Below are 13267 nucleotides of genomic sequence, written 5' to 3'. Positions count from 1 at the left end.
CAGTTGTTCTTGTCAACAGCTTTTTTCTTTTTCTTTCGTCTGCCTCGGACCGGCTCGGTCGAGCTGATCTCGCGGCGACAAATATTAATTTAACACGATCCGCACTTAGGGTCAACAACTTTTTTTATAAAGATCTTTCACCAGATGTGATGCCTCTACTCAGGGACATATTCCCGATAGGAAATCACCAAGCCAGTCCCTCTTTACTTTATGAAGATGAGAAATCCCACTCTTGCCAACTCAGGGTTTAATTGTGAGCACTTCACTGACTAAGTACGGGAAGGACCCCAAGTCAGTCACAACCTAACTATGACTATGTAACCGGTTCGTTTCAGGGGTATCATGTCATTCAGTACCAATGAGAAAAGAAAGTGAGGCCTGTGGGACCAGCGAAGATCCTTTGAATCCCCCGCTGTGCGTTTTTTTGCAAGCGGTCGGAGACGGTCCCATCGGCCTAATAGAGGGATCAGAAACACCCTAAGGGAAAATGCGAAAGGACTCCCCTGCAAAGGCATCCTCAATCCAGCCAGGATGCATCTTGAGTATGGGTTCGGGGAGCCTGTCCACTTCGAAGTAGTTCACATCCAAGGTTTCGTCTCCTGTTGTGACAAGCGCCCCACCCACCCTTTCACAACGAAAGCAGGCGGTCACAAACTGAGCCGTTGCTCCATTTCGATAGGTGAATACTTGCGATTTTGGATCGGAATACAGACCGATCAACCGCTTCACTTCCACTTGCAATCCGGTCTCCTCACGAATCTCCCGCACGATCGCCTCTTCTACACTTTCTCCCCGCTCCACATGACCCGACGGGACAGCCCAGCACCCATTGTCTGCCCGCCTCATCAATAAGACTCTCCCGCGTTCATCCATGACAATGCCCGCCACTCCAGGCTTAATGTCATCCGGCCAAGGAAAATCCGGCGGGACCCAACGCTCCAACCGAATCTCCTCGTCTAAGAGCTTGCGAAGATGGGGAATCACTGCATCGGGCTTCCGATAGTCCTGAACAGAAGAATATCCGGCATAGGGCTCACTGGATATCAAGATAGCCGAGATGCCGATCCGGTGTGCGCCCACAATATCCGTATCAGGGGTATCCCCGAACATGATGGCCCGGGACTTCTCCACATGTTGCAGTGCTTTTTGAAACATATATGGATGAGGCTTTCCTACGATGTAAGGTGATTTGCCCGAAGCCATCCGGATCGCTTCCACGACGGTTCCCACCGCCATCCTGGGCCCATCGGGCCCTGGGCAGCTCCCATCCCCATTCGTGGCAATGAACGAGGCGCCATCCGCGATGCGCGTCACCGCGCTTTGGAGATCCCGTAATCTCAAATCGTCGCTCCAACCGACGACGACGGCCTCCGCATCGTTGACCTCCACAATGTCCAGTCCGACATCCCGGCATTCCTGCTTCAGATGCTCATCCCCGAGCACATAGACAGATCCCACCTGCTGTTCCTGCAGATGTTTTGCCGTTGCCCAGCCTGAGGAGATCACTTCATCCTCCAAGGCTTCAATTCCAAGGCGGTTCAGCCTAACTACGGTCTGCCTTCGTGTCATACAAGGATTATTGGTCAGAAACCGGATCGTCTTACCTCGGGAACGCAGTTGTTTTAGTACTTTTACGGCCCCAGGCAGAGCCTTCGGGCCTACATAGATGACACCATCTAGATCAAACAAAAATACGTCAAACGCATCAAATAGTTTCGTTGGTTCCATCCCCGCTCACTCCTCCTCACCATCTCCCACTCGGTGGATCCTGGGTTGGGATGCACCTATCAGAATCCCACTCTAGAAGTATTATGATTTACATCGATCTGGGACGGTCTGAACAGGTTTTGTTCTGGCAAACCCACGCCCCTCCCTGTGGTGACTTTTTCACCATGCTTCTAGAGAGATAATACCTTCATAAACGTAGCATCCTTACCTATATTCTGCAAATTGGAACTCAAACCGTTCCCGACCTGCCATTCGTTACTCAGGTGTTCCCAATATAAAAGATGCCCGTATCACTCGAGCATCCAGCAGAACAGACCCATTGAATTACAAAGATGGGGTCGACATAGCGATTGATGCAATCCTTTCACGGAAAAGGGGTGATCTATGGATGCGACGGAGGATGGTCCTTTCCTTTCCCTTTTTGCAGTTGCCGCAACCAATCCCGTTCCAATTCCGTCAGGGATTTCCCCAAGGTTTTTTTCAGAGCAGCCTCGGTCCGTCGGTTGGTCAAAGAGAGCTTGCCGATGGTGTCCCGATCTTCCTCCGGACTGAGTTGCAACACGGAAAACAGGCGTTTCACTTTTTCCTCTCCGTAGGTTTCCATCAAAAACCGGAACACTTGATAACACTGAGTGTAGTAGGCCGTCGCCTCCTGGTCTCCCATCTGTTCCAGATTGGCCTTCGTCAGTTGCGACAAGGACCAGCGAGGACGTTCCTTATTAGATTCCTCCCGGTTGTGCAACCCTGGCAACAAGTGGGATTGAAAATATTCTGCGGCACCTTCTTGCAACCAGTAGGCGGCATTATCCCCGGTCATCTCACTGACCATCAGATGAGTTACTTCATGAACGACCCCAGAGGAGATCAACTGCCGCTCCGTTCCACGGGCTCCGATCAGCTTGATAGACTCTCCCTCCTCATGCCAGCCTCCCGCCCATGGAGGGAGGGAAAGTTTGACCGACTGTCGGAACCAATCCGGTCGATGATAGATTTTCACTTCCACCAGATGCTTCGGCATCCAACCCATTTCTCGTTTTAATTCCTGAATCGCTTTATGTCCCGTCTCCAGGGCGATCGCCGCCTGATCAGCCAGACCGGTGTCCGAGTAGCGAACGGTGACATCGCCGCGGGTCAGATGGTGAAGGGGAAAATCAGCATCCTTCCACCCGGCGGCTGTCTCCTGAAACAGGACGGGGTACTTGAGGGTGAAGGTGTTCCCTTTCCGGGTATAACGCTGTTCCATCCACACTCGAATCTGATGCTCTTTCCAGGGAATCATGGAGATGACTCGCAACCGGTAGGATCCGGGATCTATCCATTGCACCGCATCATCAAACCAACGTTTTTGCTCTTGAATATAGGTTTTCATCTCCGGATGGAGACGGCTTAAAAAAAGCTTTTGATCCCTTTGGTTGACTGCATCCTGCTTTTCCTGAATCACATGGCGGATCTGCATCTGAGCCTCAGGCTCACTGCCGTGGACTTTTCGCGAAAGGGATCCCGCCCCTCCCGACAAAACCATGCCGATCACCAGCAAAAGCACCAGTATCCGTATGGATCCCTTTCGTATCAATGGCATGACCTCCAGGGAAAGCGATAATGATAGGATCAGATCGTGTCTGGTCATTCAGTTACAATGCGAAGAGGAAGATAGGCTGGATCTGACACATCTTAGTTTCGCTCAAATCAATACCCCTTTATGCATCTAAAAACCATGAAAAAAGGGAGCCCTTCGGCTCCCTTTCCTTGAAGATCCATTATTTGTTCCACAGATCAGCGATTCCCTGCAAAGAGAACCAGCCGGCGACCAAGGTGACCACCACAGCGAGGATCCCTAGCAGTATCAGCCAAGTGGGGTGATGATAATCCCCCACCACTTCTCGCTTCCTGGATGCCAACAGGATCGATCCCAGTGTCAGCGGGAGGATCAAACCATTCAAAGATCCTGCGATTACCAAAATGTTCACCGGTTGACCCACGACTGCGAAAATCAATGTGGAAAAGGCAATGAAAGCGATGATAATCCAATTGTTGTATTTCTCAATGGATCGATGAAAGGATCGCAAAAAGGAGACACTGGTATAAGCACATCCGATCACCGAGGTCATCGCCGCTGAAAAAAGCACGATCCCGAAGATTTTATAACCTACATCTCCCAGTGCGATTTGAAAGACCGATGCTGCCGGATTGCCTGGATTGAGCGTATATCCGGCGGCAACCACACCGAGTACAGCCAGGAACAGAAAGATACGCATGATACCCGTCGTCAAAACGCCGAGGTTGGCCGCTTTGCTGACAAAAGGAACGTACTTCTTACCGACAACTCCAGCATCGACCAGACGATGTCCCCCTGCAAAGGTGATATACCCACCCACGGTTCCCCCGACCAGCGTAATCATCGGTAATAGAAGAGCTCCGTAATCATCTGGGAGGATGGATTTCACTAGGGCGTCACCTGCTGGCGGATGAGTGGAGAACATCACGTAACCAACCATCACCAGCATGAGAGCCCCCAATGCCTGAGCCACGATATCCATCGCTTTTCCCGCATCCTTCAAACTGAATATGATGATGGCGAGAATGCCTGTGATCACGGCTCCGGTCACCGGCGAGATCCCGAAGAGGACATTGAGGCCTAGCCCCGCCCCAGCCACATTTCCGATATTAAAGGCCAATCCCCCGAAAACGATCAAAACGGCGATCACCGAGCCCAGACCAGGCAGCACCATATTGGCCACATCCTGCCCCCGCTTCCCTGAAACGGTGATGATCCGCCAGATATTCAATTGGGCACCGATATCAATAATGAGTGAGGCCAAGATCGCAAAAGCGAAATTGGCTGCAAATTGTTCTGTAAAAACAGCCGTTTGTGTCAAAAAAGCCGGACCGATGGAGGAGGTGGCCATCAGGAAAATGGCTCCCCACATCAACCGCTGATTCGCTTTGGGATCTGACCCGGATGAGGTATTCAGTTGATTCATGTCCGGCCCTCCATTCTTGCTGTAGGATTTACTCTATAGGTGCAGATAGCAGGTCTACCTCATATTGATGCTGGATCACCCGGTTCAACACCGGATCCCGCATTTCAAACTCATACCTTTCCGCAAATGTCAGCGACTTGGCCACGGTGTTGATCGTAGCGGAGAAAAACAAATTCCCCTCTTCCTCCACATTCATCTGTGCAAAAAGTTCTTGCCATTGTTCCGGAGTCATCAAGTCTGCACAGCTTCCTTTTTGATACAGTTGCCGTTCTCCCTCCGCAGTCACCCAACATTCCAGTTCCAGCTGCTCCCAATGATCTTTCACATCTTTCAAGCGCCAAACATCTTGAGCAATGATATTGGGGTAAGCTTGTTTTGACATGGGAACATTGAATGTCTCCAACTTCCGATCCGTATGATCACTTCCCACCGTGACAAACCATTCCCCTTGGGCCCGGATGAGAACATATTCGATCTCTCCGCTTGTTTCCTGATGCTGTACCTGAATGCGATCCGTAGTCGTCGGCAAATAATCCGCAATCGGATACAGAGTGGGGGTGGTTGATGGGACGGGAACCCCCAGTTTCGCCAGTTCATCGATATGTTCCTGTACTTTTTCCTGGTCGCTTCCGGCATAACCAGCGTTAAACACATGATTTGCAAGCAGCTCGATCGTTTCATCAGTTCCTTGTACATTGAGAATCAATTTGTTTTCCAATTGAACAGCCTCCAAATCAAGGAATTCAGTAAAGTTCGGGCATTCTACTGTCAAATACGGGGACATCTTTTCTCACTTGGGAGACCAGTTCCAGGGAGAGCTCCCCTGTCAAGGTCTCTTCCTGATCTTTGCTACCTGATTCCAGCACATTTCCCCATGGGTCGATGATCATTGAAGTTCCAGCAAAATCGACTCCGTCCTGTAAACCGACGGAATTGCAAGAGACGACGAACATCTGATTCTCGATCGCCCGGGCCATTTGTAGAGTTTTCCAATGATCCAATCTGGCGGTCGGCCATTCGGCAACGACGTGAAGAACCTCCACCCCCTCCAGAGCCAGCTTTCTCGCCAGCTCCGGAAAGCGCAAGTCATAACAGATGATCAGCCCCATCTTTACTCCATCCAGTTCAAATACCTCGACCCCCTTCTCACCTCCCTTTAAATACCGGGGTTCATCCAGCATCGGAACCAGATGGATCTTGTCATACTGATGGATCAACGTACCACCACGATTCACAACCAGGGCTGTGTTGTAAAAACCTTGTCCTTTATAGTTGGCAACCGAGCCGCCAATCATGTGAACACTGTATTCTTTGGCCAAGGATTGCAAGAACGAAAGGGTAGGCTCCCCGTTTCGATCTGCCACCTCCTCCAATTGCGGCAAGGTATAGGCAGTGGTCCACATCTCAGGCAACACCACCACATCCGGTTTCTCCACCTGGGCCACCTGGTCCAACCAGGCCCGTACTTTGTCGCGGTTTTTCTCAGGATCTCCCATGGCAATATTCATTTGATAGATCGCGTATTTCACTTCCGATTCCCTCCCATCATGACTGGGTCTTCACTATGCGATAGGATTGCTGCGTGTTTTCCAGATGAGTTACCATCGCTTGTTTAGCTCGTTCTGTCTCCCCTCGTTTCAGGGCCTCTAGAATCTCCCGATGTTCGCGGATCACCTCTTCCGTCCTACCCTGTTTTTTAATCGCTTGATGGCCGATGAGACGGGTCATGTTGTGAAGTTTGATGATCAATTCCTCGATCAGCTCATAATGAACAAACCGGATCATCCGATGATGGAATTTCTGATCCAATTTGATGAAAGCGATCCTGTCATCAGCTTCAATGGTTCGCATCTGATCTTCCACCAGTTTTGCCAAGAAGGAAATCTGCTCTTCTGTAACCGTTTTCAAAAGTTGGCCAATTACTTGACTCTCAATCGCTTTTCTAACCAGAAAAATCTGTTCCACTTCCGATTCCGTAAATTCTCTCACTTTCAGACCTTTCCTCGGAACGGGTAGAAGCAGATGATCATGGATTAAATCCTTGACGGCCTCTCTGACAGGTGTGCGTGAGATGTTTAACTCATGGGAAAAATCTGTCTCCGTATAAAAAACATCCGGAGTGAGTTTGCCGGTGAGAATCGCATGTTTCAACTGGTTATAGGTAGCCTGGTGTACAGTCTCCTTCTTAATCTCCGAACCGATATCCAACTCAGGCATTATATGAACCAACCTCTTTCTCAGATTCTTGGTAATTCAGGTTAGTCAAGAGAGTGCCCTCCGTTTTAAAAAGCAATGGACTCACGTCCCGAGTGCCTCGCCCCTAAATACAAATTCACCAGACACCCCCCATGCACTATGTATACATAGTACAGAATACATTGTCCAAAAGTAAATATATAAATTCAATTCTGTCACAGGTAAAACCATCCAATCCCTGCATAAATGAAACAAAAAACCCGTTTCCCAAGAAACGGGTCACTCCCTCGGATTCAGATGCTTCCGAGAAAGACAAAGCGAGCGATAAAGACCACAGCCAACACATACATAATGGGATGGACTTGCCTTGCCTTTCCAGCAAAGATCTTGACCAAAGGATACAGGATAAAACCGATGGCAATACCGGTTGCAATACTATAGGTCAGCGGCATCATCACCACAGTCAGAAAAGCGGGCGCTCCTTCGGTGAGATCCTTCCATTCGATCTCTTTCAGGCTGGAAGCCATCAAGATCCCGACGATGATCAGTGCAGGTGAGGTGATCGCCGACACCGATGCGAAGTTTTCCACCAGCGGGAAAAAGAAGAGCGCCAGTAGAAACAGCGCAGCGGAGGTGACGGCGGTCATTCCCGTCCGTCCCCCCGCCGCCACACCTGCAGTGGACTCCACATAGGAAGTGACAGTGGAAGTTCCCAAAGCGGCTCCAGACATGGTGGCCAAGGAATCCGCTGTGAGCGCACGACCGGCTCGGGGCAGTCGGTTCTCTTTCAAAAGGCCCGCTTGATTGGCCACACCCACCAAAGTACCGGCAGTATCAAAAAGATCCACAAAGAGAAAAGCAAAGATAATGGCGAAAAACCCCATGTCCAATGCGCCCATAATATCCATTTGCAAAAAGGTGGGAGCCAGACTTGGCGGTGCGGAGAAAAACTGGGTAGGAATCTTCACCACACCGATGATCATTCCCACTACCGCAATACCGATCATGCCGATAAAGACCGCACCCTTCACCTTCCGTACCATCAGGAACAAGGTGAGCACCAACCCGAAAAGGGTCAGCAAGATCTCCGGTTTCATCAGATCGCCGTTCAGAGAAACGAAGGTAGATTTATTGGCGACAATCAGCTCAGCGTTTTTCAAGCCGATGAAAGCAATATAGATCCCGATTCCCGCTGCTACCGAATTTTTCAGCACCGGGGGGATCGAGTTGATGATCAGCTCCCGAACTTTGGTCACTGTCAGCAATAAAAAAATCACTCCAGAGATAAAGACAGCACCCAAAGCGGTCTGCCAAGGCACGTTCATCCCGAGAACCACTGTATAGGTGAAGTATGCATTCAATCCCATTCCTGGAGCCAGTACAATCGGATAGTTAGCAAAGAGGCCCATCAATAGAGACCCAATAGCTGATGCCAACGCTGTAGCAACAAAGACGGCTCCAAAATCCATCCCCGCCTCTTTTCCAAGGAGAAACGGGTTGACTAGGAGAACGTATGCCATCGTCAAAAAGGTGGTGACCCCGGCTAGTATTTCGGTTTTCAGGTTGGTACCATGCTGCCCGAACCGGAAATAACGGGCCAAGGCATTCGGTTCGTTGTTCACGTGTCAAAATCCCCTTCCAGCATGATGTTGTTGTTCCCACTGAATACCATGCCCATACAATATAATGCAATAACGTTTATATTAAAGGGTTTCAGAGAATATTAAAACCAATAAAATCAGGTAAATCGATATAAAGCCCCCAACACATCTGCCCTACAGATTTTAATCCATCACAAAGCTGGTATAAGTAATCATGCTAGAAAAGAAAGGCACGAATGGAACACTGTTGATGAACCATAAAGTGGACGATGGGAACGAAACGACCCTTTCCTGTTCCCATTGCCCCATCGTTGGTGGGACGGCTATGATCTCTTGCAAAGAACGCAAAGACCCTTCACCGTCCCACCATCCCGACCTTATTTCCTGCCTAAAATATAGCTAATCAACACGCCTTTGAAATTAGGGGGGACTCAAGCCCCGAGATAGTGGCAGCCACAGGCACTAAGAAGCCAACCACCCAGGGGAGAAGTCTGACAAGAGGGCCTTTGGAGTGAGGCAAATCCAATCAGTTAAATGAATATTATGAATACCACCAAAAAAAACAGGGGTAGGTTGTAAAACAACATCCCTGTTCGCTCGGATCTGGGCTTAAAGCCTCACTCAATCATAGTTTAAAGCTACCCGATCGGAAGATTCTTAAGCAGTTGGTGAATCTCAAGGACATCCGCTGGCAAATGAAGATTTTTTCGTGGCTCAATCAACATCTAAAAGTTGCGATTCTGAGCTTGTATAGCCTCTGTTTTGCTTCATGTCCTTTATCACTGGAAGAAGCCTCACCGCATCAATATATGTCAATCATTTACATGATAACGTCCTTTGGGAATAATTAAAGGGGTATCTGAAACGGGATCTGGAATGACAACACAGTTTAAATCAAAAACAGATTTGACAAGATCGCTTGTTAAGACTTCAGTAGGTTTTCCTTCTGCAACCAGCTCTCCACTTTTCACGGCAAAAATATAGTCTGCATAGCGTGCGGATAAATTAATATCGTGCAATACCATGACGATCGTGGTTCCATATTTCCGATTTAAATTTGTTAGTAAGTCCAGGATCTCGATCTGATACGTGATATTTAAAAAGGTCGTCGGTTCATCTAGAAATAAAATATCTGTTTGTTGGGCTAGGGCCATGGCAATCCATACACGCTGCCTTTGTCCCCCTGAGAGTTCATCAATATCATGATTTGCAAACTCAGTAATATTCATAAATTCCATCGCATCTTCGACAGCTTCATAATCCTTTTTCGTCCATCCGCTAAATAATGATTGATGCGGAAACCTCCCTCTACCGACTAAATCCGCAACCGTAATCCCATCAGGAACGACGGGAGACTGCGGAAGAAGCCCCAAAATACGCGCCAATTGCTTGGGAGGATATTTGTGAATCGCTTTACCGTTGAGCGTGACATTCCCTTCTGTAGGTTTGATCAGTTTGGCCATCGTCTTTAACAATGTGGACTTTCCACAACCATTTGCACCGATCATGACACTGATTTTGTTTTTTGGAATTTCAAGGTCAATTCCATGAATGATCATGTGATCGTCATAGCCAGAAATCAACTGATCGACTCGAAAATCATGTGTATTGCTCATTACAATTCTCCCTTTCGGTTCATTCGGATGAGTAAATAGATTAAATAGGGCGCTCCGATTAATGCCGTAATCACACCGACTGGGAATCTATATTCAAATGCAAACTGTCCGATTAAATCTGCAAATAATACAAGATTCGCACCCACTAAACCTGCTGGGAGAAGATTTGAAGCACTCACACCCACGAGCCGATTCGCGATGGGCCCCGCTAAAAAGGATAGAAAAGCGATGGGTCCCGTGGTTGCTGTAGCCATTGCAATCATAAATACGGAACTTACGATTAAGATCACTCGCAATCTATCGGTTGCTACACCCAGTGACGTTGCCATGGGGTCGCCTAATTCGAGCATGCTTAACTGTTTGCTAAGTAATAGCATGATGGGTGTCAATACAGCCACTATGGTCATTAGAGGAAGTACTTCATCCATTTTTATGCCATTTAAACTACCACTTAACCATCTCAGTGCTCCCGCAATATCTTGTTGAGCACTTTGAAGAATCAAATACGAAATAACTGCATCTAACATCGCTTGCAACCCAATTCCAACTATAATTAAACGGCCAATAGAGAAAGATCGGCCACGAGAAAATAGATACATGACGATGACTGTAATTAATCCTCCAATAACAGCTGCAATAGATTCAACCGTTTTACTTGCATGGAGTACGGTAATACAAAATACAGCGGCAGCACTGGAGCCAGAAGTAATCCCTAAGATATTGGGATTGGCTAATGGGTTTCGTAACAGCGTTTGAAAAATATACCCGGCTACACCAAAAGCAAATCCAGCAAATAAGCCCGAGAGCATTCGCGGAAGTCGAATCATATTGACTGCAAAATTGGCTCCTGGGATTTCTTCGCCTAATAATGAACGAATCACGACATCCACTGGATAAATCGTATTCCCTAATAATAGCATGGCACAACAAAGTGCCACAGCTAAAACACTTAGAAGTGAGGTCACAAAAACCCAACGTCTTTTCCTTTGATGCATACCTTCCTTAATCAAATTCACTTCAGCAAATTGCTTGCTCATAATGACCTCACCTTCGATTTCTTAGCTAGTAAGATGAGGATGGGTGCACCGATAAACGCTGTAACAATACCTACTTCAAGCTCTCCAGGGCTTCCGATCAGTCTACCAACCACATCAGAAAATGTTAAAATAATCGCTCCAGCCAATGCTGACATAGGAACTAGAAAACGTAAATCTGGACCAACAACTAAGCGCATCGCATGTGTGGCTAAAAGGCCAATAAAGCCAATGGGCCCCGCCAAAGCAGTCGTTACTCCGCATAAAATAACGCCTGCACAAATTGCAATGACTCGTAGCAAACCCGGCCTTACACCCAGACCTGTGGCAGTATCATCACCTAATGCCAATGCATTTAGTGCAGGTGCTGAGATAAATGCAATCACCACTCCAAATAGTAAAAAAGGTAAAAAGCTGATGATGGAATCCCATGATCCTGAGCCGACACTCCCTACCTGCCAATATCTAAATTGATCCATCGCATATGAACTCGGAATCATAATAGCTGTTACCAATGAAGATAAAGCCGCACTCGTGGCAGATCCGGCTAAAACCAATTTAATGGGCGTGGCGCCGCCACGCCCCATAGAACCTATTCCAAATACGAAAACGGCTGTTACAGTAGCTCCGATTAATGCTAACCCAATGTACTGACCTGCTGAAGTGATATTAAAAAATGTAATACCACTTACTACAAACAAGGCCGCACCTGTGTTCACGCCTAAAATACTCGGGTCAGCTAATGGGTTACGTGTCACAGATTGCATAAGCACACCCGCAATTCCTAATGATGCACCACAGCACAAACTAAAGATCGTCCGCGAAATTCGCTTTTGCACTACGATCGCACCATAAGAATCCTGATTTTGATAAAACAACCCATCTATTAATTCTTGAAAACGAACCACCTTAGCGCCTAATACAAGTGAAGCCATGATTGTCACAATCAATAAAACAAGTCCCACCACTAAAATGAGCGAAAAGTGCTTCGGTACATGTAAATCAAGACGCTTTTTAACAGAGGGAGAGGAATTATTGTTCAATTTTATCTATTGCACCACCAATTAACTCCAAATATTCATCAATGGTATATTCGATGGAAAGTGGGGTTGGAGTTCCTGCCGCTACAATAGGCGATTCACTTGGAATGAAGGCCACAGAGCCTCTTTTAACTGCAGGAATTTTCCCTAGTAGCGGGTCTGCTTTAATTGTTTTGTATAAAGCATCATCCCCATAACCCACGATGAGATCTGCATCGTATAAAGCCTCTACATTTTCAGCACTCAACCTCAAAGTGTAGTCCTTTGGATCTTTAATCATTTCCTTAACACTATCTGGATACTTCAAACCAAACTCTTCCAAAAGAGCTCCGCGGGAATCAGCTGGAGTATAAATGTGCAATTGAGATAAATCTTTAGCTGAGAAGTTCACCCACACTACTTTTTTACCTTTAATTTGTGGGTAATCAGCTAATTTTTTAGAAATGAGGTCTTCCGTGTCTTTAATTAATTGTTCACCCTCTTTTTTCATACCCATGCCGGCAGCATTCAATTTAACTTGTTCACGCCATGTAGTTGTCCATGGTGAAGATGGATAGGCAACCACGGGAGCAATTTGGGATAATGTTTCATAGTCTTCAGCTGTAATGCCAGAATATGCAGCAAGAATGACATCTGGTTGCGCATCCGCAATCGCTTCAAAATCCAGACCATCCGTATCTTGGAAAACATTCGGTTTCTTTTCTCCAAGTTTATCTAGCTCTTTCTTTGTCCATGGTAACAAACCACTATCATCTTGAACACCAAAGTTTGCAGCTGAAAATCCAACTGGCACGACTCCCAGTGCTAAAGCAATATCCTGGTTTCCCCACTGAATGGTTACAATTCGTTTGGGTTTGCTTTTGATCACCGTCTCACCTAAAGCATGTTTAATCTTGATGGGATATTGTGCACCAGTTTTCGTTTCAGTTGATTCAGACTCACTTTTTGCAGACTGACTCGAACAACCTACTAATGCGAGAGAAGCCACGATCCCCAATGTTAACAGGAGTAAAAATGTTTTTTTGATCTGCATATGTACTCTTACCTACCTTTTATTTTTTGAAATGAATC

11 protein-coding genes are annotated in these 13267 nt (G+C 47.2%); all 11 read right to left on the bottom strand.

Annotated elements, in window-relative coordinates:
* Nucleotides 1-477: 477 nt before the first annotated feature.
* The 11 genes from JOD24_RS12360 to JOD24_RS12310 all read right to left on the bottom strand — a co-directional run bounded on the left by JOD24_RS12360 (nucleotide 478) and on the right by JOD24_RS12310 (nucleotide 13229).
* Complete coding sequence (locus JOD24_RS12360) at nucleotides 478-1728, bottom strand: HAD-IIA family hydrolase (RefSeq protein ID WP_429247001.1); 1251 nt, start codon at nucleotides 1726-1728, stop codon at nucleotides 478-480.
* Nucleotides 1729-2110: 382 nt separating this feature from the next.
* The gene (locus JOD24_RS12355) at nucleotides 2111-3301 is read right to left on the bottom strand and encodes a peptidase MA family metallohydrolase (protein ID WP_429247000.1); all 1191 of its coding nucleotides are present in this window, start codon (nucleotides 3299-3301) and stop codon (nucleotides 2111-2113) included.
* Nucleotides 3302-3485: 184 nt separating this feature from the next.
* Complete coding sequence (locus tag JOD24_RS12350; RefSeq protein ID WP_380164629.1) at nucleotides 3486-4709, bottom strand: NRAMP family divalent metal transporter; 1224 nt, start codon at nucleotides 4707-4709, stop codon at nucleotides 3486-3488.
* 28 nt (nucleotides 4710-4737) lie between these two features.
* Complete coding sequence (locus JOD24_RS12345; RefSeq protein ID WP_380164631.1) at nucleotides 4738-5427, bottom strand: DUF2848 domain-containing protein; 690 nt, start codon at nucleotides 5425-5427, stop codon at nucleotides 4738-4740.
* A 25-nt stretch (nucleotides 5428-5452) separates the two neighbouring features.
* Nucleotides 5453-6238 carry a carbon-nitrogen family hydrolase gene (locus tag JOD24_RS12340; RefSeq protein WP_380164633.1) on the bottom strand — a complete coding sequence of 262 codons (786 nt, stop codon included), beginning with the start codon at nucleotides 6236-6238 and terminating at the stop codon, nucleotides 5453-5455.
* A 16-nt stretch (nucleotides 6239-6254) separates the two neighbouring features.
* Entirely contained in the window at nucleotides 6255-6926 is a 672-nt protein-coding gene (locus JOD24_RS12335; protein WP_380164635.1) for a GntR family transcriptional regulator, read from the bottom strand.
* Between the two features lie 272 nt (nucleotides 6927-7198).
* A complete protein-coding gene (locus JOD24_RS12330) occupies nucleotides 7199-8527 on the bottom strand; it encodes an NCS2 family permease (RefSeq protein ID WP_380164637.1) in 1329 nt (442 codons plus the stop codon).
* A 791-nt stretch (nucleotides 8528-9318) separates the two neighbouring features.
* The gene (locus JOD24_RS12325) at nucleotides 9319-10122 is read right to left on the bottom strand and encodes an ABC transporter ATP-binding protein (RefSeq protein ID WP_429246999.1); all 804 of its coding nucleotides are present in this window, start codon (nucleotides 10120-10122) and stop codon (nucleotides 9319-9321) included.
* A complete protein-coding gene (locus tag JOD24_RS12320; protein ID WP_380164641.1) occupies nucleotides 10122-11159 on the bottom strand; it encodes a FecCD family ABC transporter permease in 1038 nt (345 codons plus the stop codon). The genes JOD24_RS12325 and JOD24_RS12320 overlap by 1 nt, the downstream gene beginning before the upstream one ends.
* Nucleotides 11156-12199, bottom strand: a complete 1044-nt coding sequence (locus tag JOD24_RS12315) for a FecCD family ABC transporter permease (protein WP_429246998.1) — start codon at nucleotides 12197-12199, stop codon at nucleotides 11156-11158. The genes JOD24_RS12320 and JOD24_RS12315 overlap by 4 nt, the downstream gene beginning before the upstream one ends.
* Nucleotides 12189-13229, bottom strand: coding sequence for an iron-siderophore ABC transporter substrate-binding protein (locus JOD24_RS12310; protein WP_380164645.1), 1041 nt, complete (start codon nucleotides 13227-13229; stop codon nucleotides 12189-12191). The genes JOD24_RS12315 and JOD24_RS12310 overlap by 11 nt, the downstream gene beginning before the upstream one ends.
* Between the last annotated feature and the right edge of the window lie 38 nt (nucleotides 13230-13267).

Origin of the sequence: Kroppenstedtia sanguinis (assembly GCF_050433445.1) — a bacterium.
GTDB classification, from domain to species: Bacteria; Bacillota; Bacilli; order Thermoactinomycetales; family DSM-45169; genus Kroppenstedtia; species Kroppenstedtia sanguinis.
The sequence above is the reverse complement of the archived record's forward strand: the minus strand, read 5'-3'. Positions and strand labels throughout refer to the sequence as shown.

What these genes read in the sequence shown, in the direction of transcription:
- JOD24_RS12360 (WP_429247001.1), bottom strand. Translation starts at nt 1,728, where the DNA reads ATGGAACCAACGAAACTATTTGATGCGTTTGACGTATTTTTGTTTGAT.
- JOD24_RS12325 (WP_429246999.1), bottom strand. Translation starts at nt 10,122, where the DNA reads ATGAGCAATACACATGATTTTCGAGTCGATCAGTTGATTTCTGGCTAT.
- JOD24_RS12350 (WP_380164629.1), bottom strand. Translation starts at nt 4,709, where the DNA reads ATGAATCAACTGAATACCTCATCCGGGTCAGATCCCAAAGCGAATCAG.
- JOD24_RS12310 (WP_380164645.1), bottom strand. Translation starts at nt 13,229, where the DNA reads ATGCAGATCAAAAAAACATTTTTACTCCTGTTAACATTGGGGATCGTG.
- JOD24_RS12320 (WP_380164641.1), bottom strand. Translation starts at nt 11,159, where the DNA reads ATGAGCAAGCAATTTGCTGAAGTGAATTTGATTAAGGAAGGTATGCAT.
- JOD24_RS12335 (WP_380164635.1), bottom strand. Translation starts at nt 6,926, where the DNA reads ATGCCTGAGTTGGATATCGGTTCGGAGATTAAGAAGGAGACTGTACAC.